The organism is Siccirubricoccus sp. G192 (assembly GCF_019084075.1).
Classification (GTDB): domain Bacteria; phylum Pseudomonadota; class Alphaproteobacteria; order Acetobacterales; family Acetobacteraceae; genus G192.
Map to the genome: position 1 here is coordinate 4,428,699 of NZ_JAHREN010000001.1, position 18,741 is coordinate 4,447,439.

Consider the following 18,741-nt stretch of genomic DNA (forward strand, 5'->3'; position numbering starts at 1 on the left):
CGGGCGGGCCGAACCTGTTCAGAGTCCGCCAGGCTGCGCCGGCAGGGTCGCCAGATAGTCCAGCAGCGGGTCCCGGACGGACCGCCACCGCGCCAGCATGGCGTTGTAGATGCCGAGATCGAGCGCGTTCCGGTCCTCGACCTCGCGCAGCACCTGCGGGTCCGCGGCCAGCTCGGCCGCCTCGTCGCCGTCATTGACCCGCATGCGGAGCGTCGGCGCCCTCGGCTGGCCGATCAGGGCGAAGAGCATCCGGAAGCTCAGCGGATACATCTCCTGCATCCCGATGAAGTCATAGGTCCGGAGCATGTAGTCCAGGCAGGCCTCCTGGTCGCCGGACTGGAACAGCGCATGGGGCACCAGGTATCGCGTGGCCTTGTTGGCTTCCTCCACGCGTTGCAGGTAATGCCCGAAGGTCGGGCAGCGCCGCCTGAATTCCTCATTCCCGGGATGCATCGGGGAGCACTGGTAGCGGTAGTCGGAAACCACCCGCTTCACCGGCTGGCGCAGCATCGTGACGCGGCGGATGCTGCCCGCTTCCCGCGCGATGGCATCCACGTGATGGGCGAAGATGTGGCCCGAGGCGAAGCGGTGCGGCAGTTTCCGGTGCCGTTCGAGGAAGGCCGCCACCGCGTCGTCCAGGCCCTGCATGTAGGTCCTGGTCTTGTCGTTGTAATCCAGGAATATATTGGCCTCGGGCTTCAGCACCCGGGCGATCTCGGCCCGGAGCGAACTGCCGGCGGTCTTCGGGACATGCGAGAAGACCAGCAGCCCGAGGTCCTGGCGGAATGCCGCGAAATACTCGTCGAACTGCTTTTCAAAGAGAAGCCCCAGCATCCTCGAATCCCTCAATACCGACGAGCCTCGGCAGGACCGGCATCTCAGGACCATCGCGCCGGCACCGCCTGCCGTCCCGCCGCGCGGCATGGACAGGGCCATGGGTGCCTTCCGCGGCTGGCGCCACCCTTCCCCTTCCTGGCTTGTATCGCATGCCGGTGCCGCCGCAAGGCCAGAGCAGATCGCGGACGGAGGCGAGCGTCCGGGAGCCTGAATCTGCTCTGCGAACAAAGGCTGCCGCGGGTTGGCGTTCAGGAATGAACGCAATCCGCGGCAGGCGGGCGCCGGTCAACAGGCCCGGTCCCCCCCCCGGCCTCCGGCCCGGCGGCCGCCGCGGCAGGCACCGCCCGTCGCCCGGCGGCCGCGAAGGCCGCGAGGTATTGGCGGGCCATCTCGGTCTCGTCGAAGGGCCGCGGCAGGGCGGCGGCCAGCCGGGCATGGGTCGCGGCATCGGCCGCTTCCTCCATCGCCCGCACCAGGTCGGCGGCGCTGCCGGGGCGGAAATGCAGCCCGGTGACGCCCTCCGGCACCTTCTCCGCCATGCCGCCGATCCCGGAGCAGAGCACCGGCCTGCCGGCCGCATAGGCTTCCTGGATCACGGTCGGCGAGTTCTCCCACCAGGTGCTCGGCACCACGACATAGTCGCACTCCGCCATCAGCCGCCGCACGGTGGAATTCGCATAGGCGCCGGCATAGGAGAAGAATGGGAACTCCTCCGTGGCCCTCTCGAAGGCTTCGACGAAGGAGGGCCGGCCCACCAGGTTGCCATGCACCCGGAGCTGGAAGCACCCCGCCAGGTCGCGGCGCTCGGCCAGCAGCGCGGCGGCCCGCAGCAGCAAATCGACACCCTTGAACTCGTTGATCTGGCCGAAATAGCCGAAGACCCACTCGCCCCCGCGCCGCGGCCGCGGCGGCGTGGGGGCGCCGGTGAGGCCCAGCAACCCGTTCTCGATCACCTCGATCCGCGCCGGCTCCAGGCCCCAATCCGCATAGCGGTCGGCCAGGAAGCAGCTCGGCGAGATGAAGCCGTCCACGCTGCGGAAGGCCCGCCGGAACCCCTCGCGCCGCAGGACGAACTGGCTGCGGTGGTGTTCCGGGAAGCATTCGTTGCAGGCTTCCGGGGAGGCACCGTCGCAGAGCGAGCGCGCCGGCCGGGTCACCATCTGGCCGTGGTTGTGGCAGATCGCCAGGTATTCGTGCAGCGTCACCACCACTACCGCGCCGGCCTGGCGCTTCGCCGCCTCGATGGCGCCGAGGCCGAGCGACATGTAGTGGTGGAAATTCGCCAGCCCCACCCCCTCGGCCTGCAGCAGCCGCGTCAGCTCGCGCGCCACCGGCAGCGTGCCGCGATGGTAGAAATGGTCGTAGCGCCGCGGCTCGAAGAAGATCGCGCGCTCCTGCGGCAGGCCGAGATGCAGGCGGCCGCGGTCCGCATCCGAACAGCAGGCGATGAAGAGCGCGTCATGCCCGAGGTTGCGCAGCCCGCGGAACACCGAATAGGCGGCGATCTCCGCGCCACCCTTCGAGACCGAGGGATGGGTATGGCAGATGACCGCGATGCGGGGCGGCGGGGTATCGGGCTGCCAGGCCCCGGCGGAATCAAGCATCGCGTTTCTCCACGACCGCGCCGGCCTGCGGCGGCCGCAGATGGCGGTTGATGCGCTGGGCCAGCAGGCCCGGTACGGCGCGGCGGCCGCGCCAAGCCGCGACCCCTTCCCCCGGGAGCGGCTGCGGCGCCGGCAGGGCGAGTTCCCGGCTCGCCAGCCCGCCCAGGAAGGCGGGCGTCGCCTGTAGCCAGGCGGTCGTGTCACGGCGGTTCCAGAGGAAGCATTCGGCGGGATCGGCCAGGTCCATGCCGAGCGCCGCCGCATCCCCGGCCGGCACCAGCGGTCCGCTCTCCGCGGCCGCCAGCCCGGCGAGCAGCGCGGCCCAGCCCGCCTCGCTCGGCGTGACATGCGGGCCGATGAAGGCGAAGCGCTCCGCCTCCAGCCGCGCCAGCACCTCCGGCAGCGCGTAGATGGCGGTCTCCGGATCGGCCACGAAGAACAGGCTGGGCCCGCCGGCCTCGTCCCCGCCGAGGTCGTGGAGATGCGCGAGCACGGCGGCGCGGTGCTGCCCGGCGGAGGCCAGCAGCGCGATGCCCGGCCGCTGCTCCGGCGGGCCGGACCAGGCCAGGCGCGACAACTCGTCGAAGAGCAGCGCCATGTCGGGTAGGTCGTCCGGCACCACGGCGACCAGCGCCTCGCGGCAGGGCCGCAGCGCGAAGGCTTCCGCCTTGCGGATATCGCGGCCCTGCCGCTCGCCGATGCTGGCCGAGAGGGCGGGGAAGAAACCCTCGGCATGCAGCGCCGGGAAGAGCGCCAGCATGTCCTCGATCGCCGCCGAATGGCCGACGATCCGCGCATGGCCCGGCTCCACCCGGTGATTGGTGGAGCTGCCATCGGCCAGCACGATCTTCAGCACCGCCTCGCCGAGATCCTCCTCCTCGATGCGGCCGGCGAAGGCGGTCACGAATCCCGCCTTCGCCACCATCTTCTGCCCGCCGGGCGCCAGGCCCAGCAGGTCCGGGCGCGGCTTGCGCGAGGTGGCGCCGGGTTCCGAGACCAGCACCGCCCGGCCGACCCGCAGCATGAAATGGCTGACCGGCTGCAAGGGGCTCAGCACCCAGCCTTCCGCGAGGCAGCCGAAGCCGGGCAGGACCAGCAGCCTTTCGAGATTGGCCCGCACCTCCAGGCCGAGCGCGGCGGCATTGTCGGGCGCCCAGTTGCGCGTCGTGGCCAGCAGCCTGCGCAGCGGCGTGGTGAACTCCCCCTCCAGCGCATTGGCGCGGCGGAGCGCCTCGATGCGGCTGGTGCATTCCTTGTCGCTCAGGAAGGCCAGGTCCTCCACTACCGGCAGCGCGTATTGCGCCGTGTCGCCGAAATGCAGCCAGGGCGCCGGACCCTTGCTGCTGGGGCGCCAATCCGTCCGCAGCATGCCGCAGATGCCGGTGGCATCCTCCGGCAGGTCGGTGCGGGCAAAGCCGGTGAGCACCGCCGCGGCCCGGTATCTCGCCCCATCCACGATCACCGCCGGGAAGTGCCGGGGCAATTGCCGCTGCATCCAGCCGAAGATCCAGATCAGGCCGGTCTGTTCCCAGGCCATCGCCTCGATATAGCCCACCACCCGGTCCGCCAGAGGCACGAGCGGCTGCTGCAGAAGGCGCCCCGCGAGCGCCTCCACCACCTGCAGCGCGGCCAGGGGATTCTCCTGCACGGCGATGGCCGGGAGGGGCGGCCCGCCGGCGGGTTCGGCGGGCAGCGGCGGCGCCATCTCGGCCGCCGTGGGCAGCGGCCCGGCCGAGCGCAGCAGCCGTTGCGCCGCGGCGACCCGCACCGCGAACCGGCCGCCTTCCGGCGCGCCCTCGGAGGCATGGCGGCAGGTGGCGGCATCGAAGCAGAAGCCAGCGGCGGGCGCCGCATGGCCGGCCAGGCCGATATCGTCGCGCGCCCGGTCGGTGAGGCAATCCGCCACCACCTTGCCGTCGAGCAGCAGCTCGACCCGCAGCGGCCGGTCCGGCGCCGCCAGGTCGAGCGTCCAGCCATGGATGCCGCGCCTGGGATTCGCGATCTCGACCAGGCCCCGGATGGTGCTGTCGCTTTCGTTCACGAGCGAGGCCGAAAGGGGATTCACGCTGCCCTCATGGGATACCGTGGCTGCATTCCGCGCCCGCCGGGAGCCCGGCGGGGCGGGGTGATCGGGGCCGCGCCGCCACGCCACTCCGGCCGCAGGGGCAGCGCCGGATGGGTTTTGGTCTTGGCCCCGGTATTTCTACTTATGGTTTATACACTATACCGTGATCGGGCGCCATCGGGGATGCCGGGGCTCGCCCGCTTCGCCATTCTCGCCGGCTTCTCTCAGTCCCCCACAACCACAAGGCGTAGTCCTGGCGAGATTTATTATCACATTTTCGTAATTCCAGGAGCCCCCCCCGGCGGAACGCTCAAGCTCCGGCGACGCGGCGCTCCAGCCGCGCCGTGAAGGGGTCCGCGGGATGGGCGCGGCGCAGCACTTCGAGATGCGCCGTGGCGGCGCCCCGGTCGCCGGCCGCGAGATCCAGCAGCGCCAGGAAGAAATGCCCGGCGGCATGCTCGGGCACGGCGCGGAGCGCGGCCTGGTAGCTGCTCCGGGCCGCGGCGGGCTTGCCGGCCTGTTCCTGCAACCGGCCGAGCTGGGTGGCCTGTTGCGCCTCCCGCGCCTGGGCGGCGGTGATCTCCCGCGCCAGCAGGGCGCAGGCGGCGGCGAGCACCGCCTCGGTCGTCGGCGGGGCGGATTCGGCGGAGGCGGCCTGGCCGTAATCCTCGGAGAAGAGCCGGCTCCGTTCCGGTAACCAGCGGCCGCGCACCGCCTCGTTCACCGCGGCGAAGCCGGCCATGAAGCCGGCGGCCTCCTCGGGTGCCGGGCGCCAGCCACGGCCGGGCATCGCCTCCGAGACCGATTGCATGAAGCGGCGCCAGAGCGGCGAGCCGGCGCTGAGCCCGCCGGGCAGCGCCTGCCCGAGATGGCTGCCCATCGCGCGCACCAGGGCCAGCCCCTCCGGTCCGATCGAGAGGTTGCTCTGCCGCGCCGGATCATCCTTCGGGATGCGCAGCGCCAGGCCGCAGAGGGCGAGGAAATCCTCCACCACGTCGCCGCCGAGCAGGGAGCCGGGCTCGAAGATGCGGGGCGTCACCGACTCAGCGCCGAAGACGCCGGCCCAGCGGTCGAGCAGCCTGGCATAGTCATAACCCGGCAGCCGCTCGAGCCCGCCCTCGGGCAGGCCGGGCGGCCGCAGCACCGCCACCCGCAGCGCCTGGGCATAGGAACTGGCCGCGTGCTGGTCCTGCCGGCGGAGATAGACCACCACGCGCATCGAGGCGAAGCGCGGCGCCAGCAACTCGTGCAGCCGCCCTATCTCCTCGGTCTCGACCAGCAGCCCGGCGCATTGCTCGGCGGAGAGGATGACCCGCCGCACCCCTGGCCCCATCGCCGCCATCTCGGCCGCGAAGTCCTGGCGGAACCGGGCCAGCCGCGCCTCGGGCGAGACGCCTTCCCAGACATTCGGATGGAAGTCGCGCAGCCGGCCCGCCTGGACCAGCGCGGCCGGCAGCACCGAGGCCGGCAGCAGCGCATGGTTCGCCGCGCCGGGGCTGCGGGGATAGAGCACCCCCTCGGCCAGCAGCGCCTCGCGCCGGGCGCCGAGGCAGCGCTGGATGGAGCTGGTGCCGGTCTTGGACTGGCCGATATGGAGGATCAGCTCGGGACGCATGGGCACTGCCTCGGGAGGGTCGCGGCCCGCGGGGGCGCGGCGGCGTTTGACCCTGTGATAGCCTACAAGTAGAATAGCATACAGGTTTGATAAGGTTTTGGTCATGGGGGCGGTGCATTTGGTCCCGGCCTTCGGCAGGGACGGGATCGAGATGCAGGCGCTGGCACGCCGGCCGCTGCTTGGGCGCGTCGGGCGGAGGCCCTTCCCGGTGCTCGACCTCCGCACCAGGCCGGAGGCGACCTATGAGGTGGCGGCGAAGGCGCTGCCCTTTCCGCAGCATGTCCGCTACCTCGCGGCGCAATACGCCTCCGACCTCGACCTGAAGGAGGACCCGGTCTTCCGGGCCGAGGCCGTCACCGTGTTCCGCGGCTCGATCTGGCACCGCGGCGAGCCGATTCAGGGCTCGGTCCATCCGAAGCACGAAAGCGAGTTGGGATTCTGGGCCGGGAAGGTGCGCGGCCTCACCGCCCGGGGCCGCCTGCCCCGCCACCCCGGCACGAGCGCGATCATCAGCGCGCCCGGCGCGCGCAACTACTTCCATTGGATGATCGAGATCGCGCCGCGCCTCTTCGCCCTCCGGGAATACCTGCGGCAGGGCCTGGGGCCGCTCGACCGCATCCTCCTCTTCTACGAGGAGCCCGCCGGCTTCATCACCCAGACCATCGAATTCCTGTTCCCCGACCTGGCCCCGCGCATCGCCTACTGCACGGATTCGATGTGCGTGCTGGAGGACTGCCTCTTCTTCATCGACCAGAGGCGCTACGAGGACCACAACTCCCGCATGAAGACTACCACCGCCTTCCTTTCCGAGGCGGTGGACGGGCTGCTGGAGCGGATGCCGCGCGGCCCGGGGGTGGGCGCGCCATCCTGATCTCCCGCGCCGATGCGCCGACCCGGCAGATCGTGAACGAGGCGGTGCTGCTGGAGGCTTTCGCCGATCTCGGGCTGGAGCGCGTCGCCTTCTCCGAACTGCCGCTGCGGCGGCAGATGGAGGTGATGGCCGAGGCCCGCTTCGTGATCGGCGCGCATGGCGCCGGCCTCACCAATACCATCTTCTGCCGGCCGGGCACGGCGGTGGTGGAGATCAACACCACCCAGTACATCCGCCGCTGCCGCAGCTTCGCCGATATCGCGATGCATCGCGGCCTGGCCTATGGCCTGGCCATCATCGACCAGCATGGCGACCGCCCGGTGGTCGAGCGGAACATCGGCAACGACATGGAGATCGCCCCGGCCGCGCTGCCGGGCCTGCGCAACCTGCTGCTGCGCTTGGCGGCCGATGGCACCGGGATTTCATGCGCGGTCGACGCCTTGGCGAGTTGAAGCGATGCAGCGACGTCTGGCTGGGGGCGGAACCACGAAAACCCGCGGCGAGAGATCAAGGGTATCCAGCCTTCCTGAATTCATCTGGTGGTAAATTCATCATGCTTAACATGCACATATGCAGCTTTTCGGCTCCAGTGAGGGTGCCGAACGATGGACGGTGATGTTGCTGGGGCGGTGGACCATTCGCGGGAAATCATTGGGCGGCTCAACGAGTTGATCCGGGTCATGAAGTTCCAGGCGCTGGGTCCCGAGAGGATTCTGGGATTCGCCGCCTACGACAATTGGGTGAAGCTGCACATTCCGCTTGCGATGACCGATGTGATCCAGCATCGGCTTTTCACCCGGCGGGAGTTCTTCGAGGCGCCGCAACTCGCTGACATTCGCGATCTGATAACGCCGGACTCGGTTGTCCTGGACGCCGGGGCGAATATCGGCAACCACACCGTATTCTTCGCCCATATCTGCAAAGCGAAGGAGGTGCATGCCTTCGAGCCGACCCGCGTTTCCTTCGGCATACTCGCGAAGAACATTGCGCTGAACGGGCTTGGCAATGTCCGGCTGCACAACCAGGCGCTTGGCGCCGGGAGCGGCCAGGCGGCTCTCGCGCGGTGGGTGGAGCATAATACCGGCGGCACCGTTCTCCGGGCGGAAACGGCCGGCGACTATCCCGTGGTCTCGATCGACAGTCTCGGCCTCACTCAGCTTGATTTCCTGAAGATCGATGTTGAGGGCATGCAGGAAGCTGTGCTCGCCGGCAGCCAGGAGACGCTTGCGCGCTGCAAGCCGATGATCTGGGTCGAGTTGCGCAGCAAGAGGAAGGAGTTCGAGACCGGCCACGCGGCGATGGCAAAGCTTGGCTACAAGCTGATCCGCAAGATTGCAGATTCATCCGACGACTTCCTGTTCGGCCCGGCTTGAACAGGGCCGTCCAAAGGGCCCCGGAAGCACAGCTCTCCTCCGCCCATGCCCTGCCCCAGCCACAACCCCATTGGAGCCAGCATGAAAGCGCGCCGCCGCAGCAAATCCGCCAAGCCCCGCAACACTCCGCCCGCGGTTGCCGCGCCGCCGCCGGTGGCTGCAGCCCTGCCGCCGGCGCCGCCACCGGAACCCTCGCCCGCCGAACTCCTCGCACGCCAGCGCCAGGCGGAGCGCGTGCTGCAGCGCAAGGCCGAGCGCCTGGAACAGCGCCGCACGGAACGCGAAGCGCAGCGCAGGCACGACCGCGAGGCCGCCCGCCGGCAGGAGGCGTAGCGCCAGGCAGGCGCACGGTTGGAGGCTGCATGAACCTCCTCCCCGAATGGCGGCGCGTCTCCGTGGAGGAGGCGGCGCTCATGCGCGAGCGCAACCGGGCGGCTTGGCGGCGCCACGACACATCGCTCCGGCGCCGCCGCCATTGGCGCCGGGCGAGGACCTTCCTCCCAATTGCGCTGACTGCCGCCATCGCCGGCGCGGGCCTTGCCTGGTTGACCGTCGTGAATCCCTGGCCAGTGGAGGTGACGGTCCGGCACGGCTTGGCCTTCCGCAACTGCGATGCCGCCCGCGCCGCCGGCCTGGCCCCCGCCAAGCGGGGGCAGCCCGGCTACTGGAAGCATCTCGACGCGGATGGCGACGGCATTTCCTGCGAACCTTGGACGCGCTGGTAGTGCCCGCTACACCACCCCGGCCACCCCCGCCCCTGGCACCCGCGCCTCCAGCAGCGCCGCCGCCTGGCGTTCCGCCAGCGCCCGTTCGGAATGGCCCTCGATCATCTCCATGAAGAGCCGGTGCCAGTTCAGTTCCGCCCGCAACCGCAGGAAGACGCTGCCGAGCCCGACGGCCGCGCGGTCCATCAGCGGGGAATTCGCGCGGCACCCGCACGCCGCCGGTGCGCTTCAGCCCCTCATGCACCTTGGCGGCCAGCTTGCGGCCATAGGCGGGGTCCTCCACCTCCTGGATCGGCCGGATGCGGTCCTGCACCAGCGGCTCATAGAGGAAGCGCGCCCAGAGGTTCAGCACCTGCATCGTCTCGCGCGAGAGGTTGCGGAAGCCCCAGGACTCGTAGGCGGCATGCGCCTTCTCCTCGTCATGGTCGCGCACCGCCTCGTAGAGCATGATGACGCCGCCGACGAAGCTCGGCGGAAAGACCCGGATGGTGCCGAAATCGAGCAGGTTGATGCCCTGCCCGCCCGGCCCCGCCGCATCCTGCCGCACTTGGTAATTGCCCAGATGCGGGTCGCCATGGATCACGCCGTAGCGGTAGAAGGGCACGTACCAGGCGCGGAACAGCGCCTCGGCATAGGCATTGCGCTCCGCCAGCGGCGGGCCCTCCTCCAGCCGCGCCTGGATCGCGCGGCCCTCCAGCCAGGTCATGGTGAGCAGCCGCCGGGTGCAATACCCCTCGATCGGCACCGGCACGGCGACCCCCGGGATGCCCTTCAGCATCAACCCATAGAGCCGCATCTGCGCGGCCTCGCGCAGGTAGTCCAGCTCCTCCCGCAGCCGCTCGGCGATCTCGGCATAGACCTCCTCGTGGTCGAGCGTGCTGTCCATGCGGCGATAGAGCGACATGGCGAGCTTGAGCTGGCGAAGGTCCGCCTCCATCACGCTCGGCATGTCGGGGTATTGCAGCTTGCAGGCCACCTCCCGCCCATCCGGCAGCCTGGCGCGGTGCACCTGGCCGAGCGAGGCCGCCGCCGCCGCCTCCCTCCCGAAACTGGCGAAGCGGCTTTCCCATTGCGGGCCGAGCTCGCTCTGCATCCGCCGGCGCACGAAGGCCCAGCCCATCGGCGGTGCATTGGCCTGCAGGGTGGCCAGTTCCTGGGCGTATTCCTCCGGCAGCGCATCCGGCACGGTGGAGAGAAATTGCGCCACTTTCATCAGCGGCCCCTTCAGCCCGCCGAGCACCGCCTTCAGGTCATTCGCATGCGCCGCCTTGTCGGTGCGGAGCCCGAGGAAGCGCTGGCCGGCGACGCGCGCGGCGATACCGCCGACCGCGCCCGAGGTGCGCGCCATCCGGCGGAACTCGCCGAAGAGCGTGCTGTCCTTGCTGCGGTCGCTCACGCGGTGGCCTCGATCTCGTCGTCGCGCTGCAAGCGCGCCAGTTCATCAATGAACCCGGCGATGACATCCAGACCGCGCTTCCAGAAGCCGGGGTCGGAGGCATCGAGGCCGAAGGGCGCCAGCAATTCCTTGTGCCGGAGCGTGCCGCCGGCGCGCAGCAGGTCGAGGTATTTCCGCTGGAAGTCCGGCACCGTCCCGTCCCGGTATACGCCATAGAGCGCATTCACCAGGCAATCGCCAAAGGCATAGGCATAGACATAGAAGGGCGAATGCACGAAATGCGGGATATAGGCCCAATAGGCGCCGTAATCCGGGGTGAATTCGAAGGCCGGGCCGAGGCTTTCGGTCTGCACCTGCATCCAGAGCTCGGCGATGCGCTCGGCCGCGACCTCGCCCTTGCGGCGCTCCTCGTGCAGCAGCGTCTCGAAGCGGTAGAAGGCGATCTGCCGCACCACCGTGTTCAGCATGTCCTCGACCTTGCCGGCCAGCATGGCGCGACGGCGCTTCGGGTCGCGCTCGGCATCGAGCAGCGCGCGGAAGGTCAGCATCTCGCCGAAGACGCTGGCCGTCTCGGCCAGGGTGAGCGGCGTGCCGCTGCGCAGATAGCCCTGCCCGGCCGCCAGGATCTGGTGCACGCCATGGCCGAGCTCATGCGCGAGCGTCATCACGTCGCGCGACTTGCCGTGATAGTTCAGCAGCAGATAGGGGTGCACGCTCGGCACGGTGGGGTGCGCGAAGGCGCCGCTGGCCTTGCCGGGGCGGAGCGCCGCATCGATCCAGGGCCGGCTGAAGAAGGGCTGCGCCACATCCGCCAGTTCCGGGCTGAAAGCGCGGTAGCTCGCCAGCACGCGTCCCACCGCGTCCTTCCAGGCGATCGGCTTGTCGTCCTCGTCCGGCAGCGGCGCGTTGCGGTCCCAGTGCTGGAGCTTTTCCAGGCCGAGCCACTTCGCCTTCATCGCGTAGTAGCGGTGCGACAGCCGGGGGAAACTCTCAACCACCGCCGCCACCAGCGCATCCACCACCTCGTCCTCGACCATGTTGGCGCGGTTGCGGGAGGAGCCGGGGCGCGGATAGTGCCGCCAAGTGTCGATGATCTCCTTGTCCTTGGCCAGCGTATTGGTAATCAGCGAGAACAGCCTGATCCGCCCGCCGAAAGCCTCGGAGACGCCCTTGGCCGCCGCCGCCCGCACGCCGCGGTCGCGGTCCGAGAGCTTGTTCAGCGCGGCCGAGACGGTGAGGTCCTCGCCCGAAACCGGCACGGTCATGCCGGCGATGGTCTCGTCGAACAGCCGGTTCCAGGCGGCGCGGCCCGTCACCTCCTTCTCGTGCAGCAGCTTCTCCAACTCGTCGGAGAGCTGGTGGGGGCGGAAGACGCGGAGGTCGCGCAGCCAGGGTCGCCAGCCCTCCAGCGCCGCGCTGCCGGCGAATTTGCGCTCAAGCTGCGCCTCCTCCAGCCGGTTCAGCTCCAGGGTGAAGAAAAGCAGGTGGCTGCTGATGGTGGTGACCCGCTCCTGCAGCGTCTGGTAGAAGCGGCCATTGGCGGGGTCCTGGGCATCGCCGGCGAAGACCAGTTGGCCATAGCTCATGGCCCGGCCGAGCACCTCCTCGATCCGCTCATAGGCGGCGATCGCCTCGGCCAGCGCATCGCCGGAGAGGCCCGCCAGCCGCCCGGCATGGCGCCCGGCGAAATCGCCGGCGGCCGCCTCCGCCCGGTCCAGGTCGGCGGCCAGCGCCGGGTCCCCGGGCGAGGCATAGAGGTCGGAAAGGTCCCAGACCGGCAGCGCGCCGCCACCCCCTGGCGCGGCGCCGGAATCGAGGGGAGAACGGGCGGCCAGGGGGGCCGGGCGGGGGGTGCCTTCGCCCGCGGCGGAACCCGCGGCGGAGCGAAGCGGCAAGGGATTGGGTTCGGTTCGGGTCACGGATTGCATATATGGCCTGGACGGGCGGGGCCAAGCCGCCCCCGCCTGATGAAAGCTGGCTGATGAATGATGGCCGGATCGCACCGGCCTGACCGGGGAGACGACGGAAGCATGCCGGATATCGGGCGCCAATCAAAGCAGGAGGCTGGGGCCGGCGCCGCCGCGCCCTGGAACAGCCTGCCCTGGATGCTGCTCGACCTGGCGCGGCAGCGACCGGCGCGGCCGATGCTGCGGCATTGGCGGGACGGCGCCTGGCAGAGCGTGACCGCAGGCGAATTCGCGCTCCGCGTCGCCAATGCGGCGGCGGGGCTGCGGGCGGCGGGGATCATGCCCGGGGACCGGGTGCTGCTGGTCAGCGACAGCCGCCCGGAATGGAACATCGCCGATTGCGCCCTGATGGCGATCGGCGCCGTCACCGTGCCGACCTACACCACCAATACCCCGGGCGACCATGGGCATATCCTGGGCGATTCCGGTGCCCGCGCCGCCATCGTCTCCACCACCGCCCTCGCCGAGCGGGTGCTGGCGGGCGCGGCGGCGGCCGAGGGGCTGGACCTGCTCATCTGCATGGAGTCCCCGCCCCCCGTACTGCCCGGCACCCGGGCGCTCGACTGGGCGGCGCTGGAGGCCACGCCGGGCGACCTGCCGCTGCTGCTGGCCGAGGTGGAGCAGATCCCGAGCGGCCGCCTGGCCTGCCTGATCTATACCTCCGGCACCGGCGGCTTCCCCAAGGGGGTGATGCTGCCGCACCGGGCCATGCTGGCGAACCGCGCCGGGCTGGCGGCGGTGGTGGGGCGGCTGCACCTGGACGGCACGCCCTACCTCTCCTTCCTGCCGCTCAGCCACAGCTACGAGCATACGGTGGGCTGCTTCCTGCTGCCCTCGCTCGGGCTGGAGGTGGTCTATTCCCGCGGCGCCGAGCGGCTGGCGGCGGGATTCCAGCAGATCCGCCCCACCGTCGTCACCGCCGTGCCCCGGCTCTTCGAGGTGCTGCGCGGCCGGATGCTGGCGCAGGTGGAGAAGGAGGGCGGGCTGAAGCGCTGGCTGTTCCAACGCGCCCTGGCGCTGGGGCTGCGCCGCATGGACGGGCCGCCGCTCTCCCTGTTGGAACGCGCGCAGGACCTGGTGCTGGACAGGCTGGTGCGGGAGAAGGTGCGGGCGCGGTTCGGCGGCAGGCTGCTGGCCATGGTCTCGGGCGGCGCCCGGCTCGACCCCGATCTTTCGGGCTTCTTCCTGGCGCTCGGCCTGCCGGTGATCCAGGGCTATGGCCAGAGCGAGGCGGGGCCGGTCATCAGCGTCAACCTGCCCTGGGACAATGACCGCCACACCGTCGGCCCGCCGCTGCCCGGCGTCGAGGCCCGCATCGCGCCGGATGGCGAGGTGCTGGTGCGGGGCGGGCTGGTCATGGACGGCTACTGGAACAACCCGGAAGCCACCGCCGCCGCGCTCCGCCCCGATGCGCCGGGCGAGGCGCCCTGGCTGCATACCGGCGATGTCGGCCATATCGAGGATGGCCGCATCAGCATCACCGACCGCAAGCGCGACTTCATCAAGACCCTGGGCGGCGACATGGTGAGCCCGGCCAAGATCGAGGGGCTGCTGATGGCCGAGCCCGAGATCGTCCAGGCCGTCGCCGCCGGCGAGGGCCAGCCCGCCATCGTCGCCATCCTGGTCCCGGCCGAGGGCATGGAGGCCGGGGTGGCGGAGGCGGTGGCGCGGGTCAATGCGCGGCTCTCCAATGTCGAGCGCATCCGCCGCTGGGCCAAGGCGCCGGCCGCCTTCTCGGTGGAGAACGGGCTGCTGACGCCGACCATGAAGGTCAGGCGGCGGGCGGTGCTGGAACGCTTCCGGGGCGAGGTGGCGGCGCTGTACCGGTAGCCGCGGGCGCGCCGCGCAGCGGCTGCCACAGCAGCCGGTCCAGCCGCTGCTGCGGCGCCTCGCGCCAGCCCGGCACGCCGATCACCACCGCCTCCCCCGCCGCCGGCGCGGCGCGGTAGCTGCCGAAGAGCCGGTCCCACCAGGGCAGGCAGAAGCCGTAGCAACTGTCCGTCTCGGCCCGCACCTCGCTGTGGTGGATGCGATGCATCTCCGGCGTCACCAGCACCAGGCGCAGCCAGGGCTCCAGCCAGGCCGGCAGGCGGATGGCGGCGTGGTTGAACAGGGCGGTGGCGTTCAGCAACACCTCGAAGACCAGCACCGCCAGGGCGGGCGCGCCGAGCGCCACCACCGCCGCCATCTTCAGCCCCATGGAGAGCAGGATCTCCACGGGATGGAAGCGCAGCCCGGTGGTGGCATCCAGCTCCGGATCGGCATGGTGGACCCGGTGCAGCCGCCAGAGCAGCGGCACGACATGGGTGATGCGGTGCTGCCAATAGACCAGCAGGTCGAGCAGCAGCACCGAGACCAGCACCGCCAGCCAGGGCGGCGCGCCCAGCGCCGGCAGCAGCCCGAGGCCCCGCGCCTCCGCCCAGAGCGCCGCGCCCACCGCCGCCGCCGGCACGGTGATCCGCACCAGCCCCGCGCCCAGCGCCGCCAGCCCGAGATTCGCGGGCCAGCGCCGCGCCCCCAGCGCCCGCCCGGGGCGCCAGGGCCTCCACCGCTCCAGCGCCAGCATGACGAGCAGCACGCCGAGAAAGGCGCCGAGGCGGATCAGGGGCTCATGCGGTGGCATCGCGCAGAGAATGGGGCGGCGGCCCGGCCGGGGCCAGCCCCGGCGGCCCGAAGGGGCCCCCGCCATGACGCGCGGAATGGAAAAAGGGGCTCCTGCCGGCGGTGCACCGGCAGGAGCCCCTTTGGCTCAGGCGAAGACGATATTCGCGCCGAGGTCGTTGATGCTCGTGAAGGCACCGTTGAGCAGGCCGAGGCTGCCACCGCCATTGAAGGCGATCAGCGTATCGTCGGCCAGGCTGTCGCCATCCAGGTCCGTGACGCTCACGCTGGTATTGGCGGTGAGCAGGGCGAGGTCGCCCGCGGCCCCGGTCACAGCGAACTGGAGCACCAGGTCATTGCTGTACTGCACCAGCACCGCGCCGGCATCGAGCGAGAGTTCGGCCGGCTCGGCCGGCGTGGCGTAGTAGCTGAAGGTCTTGTCGAAGACGTTGCTCACCGTGTTCTGCTGGCCGCCCTGGGCATAGGTATAGGCCACCGTCGTGCTCGACGGGTCGAGATCCGAGCCGTGATGGCCGGTGAGGTCGGCGCGCCAGGCGGAGAGGCCGCTGAGCCAGCTGTTCCACTGCCCGTTCAGGCTCGGCCCTCCGCTGGAGCCTGGCTGGCCCGCGAAGGTCGCGTTCGTCAGGTTGCTTGCGGCCTGGCCGGGATCGTAGGTCAGGTCCAGCGCAACCACCGGCGCGGGCGGCGGCGGCGGCGGGGCCTCGTCCTGGCCATGGACGGTGATGGTGATGTCCTGCTGCGTCCCGTCGAAGGAGGTGATGGTGAAGACCTCCGTCTTCGTCTCGCCGCCGTTCAGCGCCTGCGCCGCCTCGCCCAGCGCATAGCTCCACTCGCCGGTCGCGGCACTGAAATGGAAGCTGCCATAGGCGCCATCGGCGTCGACATCGCCGCCGAAGCCGACATCGCCGGCGTCCTTGTCGCTGACGGTCACGAAGCCGCCGATGACGGGGCTCTCGTCCTCGGTCACTTCGCCACCGAAGCTGCCGGCGAAGACCGCCGCGTCATCCGTGCCATGCACGGTGACGGTGATGTCCTGCGCCGTGCCGTCGAGGGACTTCACCGTGAAGGTCTCGACATGCGTGTCGCCGCTGTGCAGCGCCTGCGCCGCCTCGCCCAGCGCGTAGCTCCACGCGCCGGTCGCGGCGTCGAAATGGAAGCTGCCATAGGTGCCGTCCATATCGGCCTGGGCCTGGAAGCCCGATTGGCCGTCATCCTTGTCGGCCACGGCCAGCGTGCCGGCGGCGCCGGGGCTGGTATCCTCGGTGACGCAACCGGCGACGGCGCCGGTGATCTCCGCGGCGTCGTTCGAGCCGACCACGGTGATCGTCACGGTCGAGGTCGCGATCGCGCCATTGGCCATGCGGATCGAGTAGCTGAAGCTCACATCCTGGGTCTGGCCCGCGGCAAGGTGGTCGAAGCCGGTGCCCACCACCTGCACGTCCAGCAGGCCGCCGCCGGTGAAGGTGACCTTCAGCCCATCAAGGTGCAAACAATCGCCGATGCCGGTCTGTGCGGCCAGATTGCCCTGGTTGAAGGACCAGAACTGCTTCGCCGCGCCACCGAGGTCATTGGCCAGCACATCCACCATGCTGTGCCCGTTCTCATCGACCGAGACCTGGTCGGCATTCGCCTGGGGGGTGTTGCTAATGGCGACCTTCGCCACGCCTTTTGAGATAGCAGCCGTCGCCATACGCATCCTCCGAAGCCGGTGCCCGCGAAGGGGTAGGTGCCTGAAACCCCTGATCGCTTCGTCGGAGGTTCCCTAAACCTTAAGTTTCCATTGCGAAAGCAAATCTACCATCTGTGACGGAATTTTAAAATACCAGGTCATGAATCTTACAAAAGAGACCAAAGCCTATGGCTGGAGCATTCCCGCTTGATCGGCGCCCGGCAGCGACAAGCCCGGCGGCACCGGCCTTCTGCCTGGCCGCACCACCGCGGGGCCATAGCCCCGCAGCGGCCGGCCGGCTCAGCGCGGCTCGCGCGCCGTCATCGGCGCCAGCGCCTCGGCCGCCGAGGCCGCGGCGCTGCGCGCGGCGAGTTCGCGGTCCGCCACATCCAGCGCCTCCTCGGCGCCGAGCCAGCGATGCACCACGCCCGCGAGCACGCCGCCCGCGATCGGCGCCACCCAGAAGAGCCAGAGCTGCTGCAAGGCCAGCCCGCCCACCACGAAAGCCGGGCCGGTGCTGCGCGCCGGGTTCACCGAGGTATTGGTGACCGGGATGCTGATGAGATGGATCAGCGTCAGCCCCAGCCCGATGGCGATCGGCGCGAAGCCCGCCGGCGCCCGCGCCGCGGTGGCGCCGAGGATGATGAGCAGGAAGAAGAAGGTCATCACCACCTCGATCAGCAGCCCCGAGGTCATGTCGTAATGGCCCGGCGAACCGGCGCCATAGCCATTGGCGGCCAGGCCCTTCACCGCCAAGTCCCAGCCCGGCTGGCCGGAGGCGATGGCATAGAGCAGGAAGGCGCCGGCGCAGGCACCGATCACCTGCGCCGCGATATAGGGCAGCGCCTCACCCCCCCTTGAACCGCCCGGCGGCTACCAGGCCGAGCGTCACGGCGGGGTTCAGGTGGCAGCCGGAGATATGGCCGATCGCATAGGCCATGGTGAGCAGGGTCAGGCCGAAGGCCAGCGCCACCCCGAGCAGCCCGATCCCCACATCCGGGAAGGCGGCGGCCAGGACGGCGCTACCGCAGCCGCCCAGCACCAGCCAGAGCGTTCCGAAGAACTCAGCAGCGAGCTTGCGTGACACGATGGGATCCTCCCTGCCGGAGCGCCACAACGGCGATCCGCCACGGAAGGCATCCTATAATCTCGCCCGCGGCACAGATGCCTCACGCGCGATTCTGTGAACGGGCACCGTCGCAACCCGCCGCTATCCGGCCAGGGCGCTCCGCCCGCGGACCGCGCCGCCGCGCAGCGCCCCCGGCCGGGTATCGCCCCATTGCACCGCATGGCCCGCCGGCAGGGCGCGGCTATTCGGCATGGCGAGCCAGATCCGCAGCAGCACCCGCTGCGCGCCCGCCCTGGCGTCATCGGCATAGGCGGTGCGGCCGTGATAGCTGACATGCTGGTTCAGGAACTGGATGTCGCCCGGGGTGAAGGGCGCGTGCAGGCAAATCCCGTCCGCCACCTCCGCCAGCAGGTCGAGCGCGGCCAATTGCTCGGGCGTGATCGGCGGCACGCCGGGCTCGGCATGCGCCATCTCGACATAGGTGCGGCTGTACTGGCTGGTGAAACCGCCATCCGGACCACGGGAGAAGACCGGCATGCGGAAGACCCGGTCGGCATGGCCCTCGCCCTCCTCGTCGGCCGGGCGCATCCGCCAGAAATCCTGGTAGAGCACGCGCAGCAGGCCAGGGTTCCGGCGGGCGATCTCGTCATGCACCGCGACGGTGGAGACCACCTTGCTGATGCCGCCCTCGATGCCGTTGGAGGCACACAGCAAGGCCAGCACGTCGCATTTGTCGGTATGCCAGCGCAGCGGCCCGGTGGAGCGCGAGCGGGCGCGGGCGGAGGGCACCGGCCCGGCCGCCGCCCCACCGACCGCGGCGCCGGTGCCGGTCTCGTCCCGCACCTCGGCCAGCACCTCGCCCGCCGTGTTCTGCAGCAGCGGCGTGCCGAGATTGGCACAGATCCCCCCAGAAGATGCGCTTGAGGTC

The 18,741-nt window shown here is 70.4% G+C and carries 16 protein-coding genes and 1 pseudogene; 6 read left to right on the forward strand and 11 right to left on the reverse strand.

The annotated features are described in order from the left end of the window. Window positions 1-18 precede the first annotated feature (18 nt). The 4 genes from KSF81_RS21445 to KSF81_RS21460 form a co-directional block, all read right to left on the reverse strand. Window positions 19-834 (reverse strand): sulfotransferase family 2 domain-containing protein, encoded by an 816-nt coding sequence (locus KSF81_RS21445; protein ID WP_217380682.1) that lies wholly within the window; start codon window positions 832-834, stop codon window positions 19-21. 251 nt (window positions 835-1,085) lie between these two features. Then, window positions 1,086-2,441, reverse strand: coding sequence for a glycosyltransferase (locus KSF81_RS21450; RefSeq protein ID WP_217380683.1), 1,356 nt, complete (start codon window positions 2,439-2,441; stop codon window positions 1,086-1,088). Further along, window positions 2,434-4,506, reverse strand: coding sequence for a hypothetical protein (locus KSF81_RS21455; RefSeq protein ID WP_217380684.1), 2,073 nt, complete (start codon window positions 4,504-4,506; stop codon window positions 2,434-2,436). Before KSF81_RS21455 ends, KSF81_RS21450 begins: the two co-directional genes overlap by 8 nt. Window positions 4,507-4,816: 310 nt before the next feature. After that, window positions 4,817-6,121 (reverse strand): hypothetical protein, encoded by a 1,305-nt coding sequence (locus KSF81_RS21460; protein WP_217380685.1) that lies wholly within the window; start codon window positions 6,119-6,121, stop codon window positions 4,817-4,819. A gap of 112 nt (window positions 6,122-6,233) precedes the next feature. Between KSF81_RS21460 and KSF81_RS32385 the strand changes: the two genes are divergently transcribed. The 5 genes from KSF81_RS32385 to KSF81_RS21480 all read left to right on the forward strand — a co-directional run bounded on the left by KSF81_RS32385 (window position 6,234) and on the right by KSF81_RS21480 (window position 9,090). After that, a complete protein-coding gene (locus KSF81_RS32385) occupies window positions 6,234-6,992 on the forward strand; it encodes a hypothetical protein (RefSeq protein ID WP_375293343.1) in 759 nt (252 codons plus the stop codon). Further along, window positions 6,992-7,444: a DUF563 domain-containing protein gene (locus tag KSF81_RS21465; protein ID WP_375293375.1), complete on the forward strand. Its 453-nt coding sequence runs from the start codon at window positions 6,992-6,994 to the stop codon at window positions 7,442-7,444. Before KSF81_RS32385 ends, KSF81_RS21465 begins: the two co-directional genes overlap by 1 nt. A 153-nt stretch (window positions 7,445-7,597) precedes the next feature. Beyond that, window positions 7,598-8,365: an FkbM family methyltransferase gene (locus KSF81_RS21470; protein WP_217380687.1), complete on the forward strand. Its 768-nt coding sequence runs from the start codon at window positions 7,598-7,600 to the stop codon at window positions 8,363-8,365. A gap of 81 nt (window positions 8,366-8,446) precedes the next feature. Continuing rightward, window positions 8,447-8,698, forward strand: coding sequence for a hypothetical protein (locus tag KSF81_RS21475; protein ID WP_217380688.1), 252 nt, complete (start codon window positions 8,447-8,449; stop codon window positions 8,696-8,698). An 80-nt stretch (window positions 8,699-8,778) separates the two neighbouring features. Then, on the forward strand, window positions 8,779-9,090 hold the full coding sequence (locus KSF81_RS21480; protein ID WP_375293376.1) for an excalibur calcium-binding domain-containing protein: 312 nt from the start codon (window positions 8,779-8,781) through the stop codon (window positions 9,088-9,090). Window positions 9,091-9,096: 6 nt separating this feature from the next. Here KSF81_RS21480 and KSF81_RS21485 read toward each other — a convergent pair. Further along, a pseudogene (locus KSF81_RS21485) lies at window positions 9,097-10,438 on the reverse strand (ABC1 kinase family protein). Between the two features lie 44 nt (window positions 10,439-10,482). Beyond that, entirely contained in the window at window positions 10,483-12,321 is a 1,839-nt protein-coding gene (locus KSF81_RS21490; RefSeq protein ID WP_254454190.1) for a M3 family oligoendopeptidase, read from the reverse strand. A 195-nt stretch (window positions 12,322-12,516) separates the two neighbouring features. Between KSF81_RS21490 and KSF81_RS21495 the strand changes: the two genes are divergently transcribed. After that, window positions 12,517-14,283, forward strand: coding sequence for a long-chain fatty acid--CoA ligase (locus tag KSF81_RS21495; RefSeq protein ID WP_217380691.1), 1,767 nt, complete (start codon window positions 12,517-12,519; stop codon window positions 14,281-14,283). Here KSF81_RS21495 and KSF81_RS21500 read toward each other — a convergent pair. The 5 genes from KSF81_RS21500 to KSF81_RS21515 form a co-directional block, all read right to left on the reverse strand. Next, window positions 14,225-15,076, reverse strand: coding sequence for a sterol desaturase family protein (locus tag KSF81_RS21500; protein ID WP_217380692.1), 852 nt, complete (start codon window positions 15,074-15,076; stop codon window positions 14,225-14,227). The genes KSF81_RS21495 and KSF81_RS21500 overlap by 59 nt on opposite strands. Window positions 15,077-15,202: 126 nt before the next feature. Then, on the reverse strand, window positions 15,203-16,765 hold the full coding sequence (locus KSF81_RS21505) for a VCBS domain-containing protein (protein WP_217380693.1): 1,563 nt from the start codon (window positions 16,763-16,765) through the stop codon (window positions 15,203-15,205). A 279-nt stretch (window positions 16,766-17,044) separates the two neighbouring features. Continuing rightward, the gene (locus KSF81_RS30275; RefSeq protein WP_309139644.1) at window positions 17,045-17,566 is read right to left on the reverse strand and encodes an aquaporin; all 522 of its coding nucleotides are present in this window, start codon (window positions 17,564-17,566) and stop codon (window positions 17,045-17,047) included. Between the two features lie 25 nt (window positions 17,567-17,591). Beyond that, the gene (locus tag KSF81_RS30280; protein WP_309139645.1) at window positions 17,592-17,831 is read right to left on the reverse strand and encodes an aquaporin; all 240 of its coding nucleotides are present in this window, start codon (window positions 17,829-17,831) and stop codon (window positions 17,592-17,594) included. A gap of 123 nt (window positions 17,832-17,954) precedes the next feature. Next, a complete protein-coding gene (locus tag KSF81_RS21515) occupies window positions 17,955-18,668 on the reverse strand; it encodes a TauD/TfdA family dioxygenase (protein ID WP_217380694.1) in 714 nt (237 codons plus the stop codon). Window positions 18,669-18,741 lie beyond the last annotated feature (73 nt).

What these genes read in the sequence shown, in the direction of transcription:
- KSF81_RS21480 (WP_375293376.1), top strand. Translation starts at nt 8,779, where the DNA reads ATGCGCGAGCGCAACCGGGCGGCTTGGCGGCGCCACGACACATCGCTC.
- KSF81_RS21445 (WP_217380682.1), bottom strand. Translation starts at nt 834, where the DNA reads ATGCTGGGGCTTCTCTTTGAAAAGCAGTTCGACGAGTATTTCGCGGCA.
- KSF81_RS21495 (WP_217380691.1), top strand. Translation starts at nt 12,517, where the DNA reads ATGCCGGATATCGGGCGCCAATCAAAGCAGGAGGCTGGGGCCGGCGCC.
- KSF81_RS21500 (WP_217380692.1), bottom strand. Translation starts at nt 15,076, where the DNA reads ATGCCACCGCATGAGCCCCTGATCCGCCTCGGCGCCTTTCTCGGCGTG.
- KSF81_RS21475 (WP_217380688.1), top strand. Translation starts at nt 8,447, where the DNA reads ATGAAAGCGCGCCGCCGCAGCAAATCCGCCAAGCCCCGCAACACTCCG.
- KSF81_RS21470 (WP_217380687.1), top strand. Translation starts at nt 7,598, where the DNA reads ATGGACGGTGATGTTGCTGGGGCGGTGGACCATTCGCGGGAAATCATT.
- KSF81_RS21505 (WP_217380693.1), bottom strand. Translation starts at nt 16,765, where the DNA reads ATGGCGACGGCTGCTATCTCAAAAGGCGTGGCGAAGGTCGCCATTAGC.
- KSF81_RS21450 (WP_217380683.1), bottom strand. Translation starts at nt 2,441, where the DNA reads ATGCTTGATTCCGCCGGGGCCTGGCAGCCCGATACCCCGCCGCCCCGC.
- KSF81_RS21460 (WP_217380685.1), bottom strand. Translation starts at nt 6,121, where the DNA reads ATGCGTCCCGAGCTGATCCTCCATATCGGCCAGTCCAAGACCGGCACC.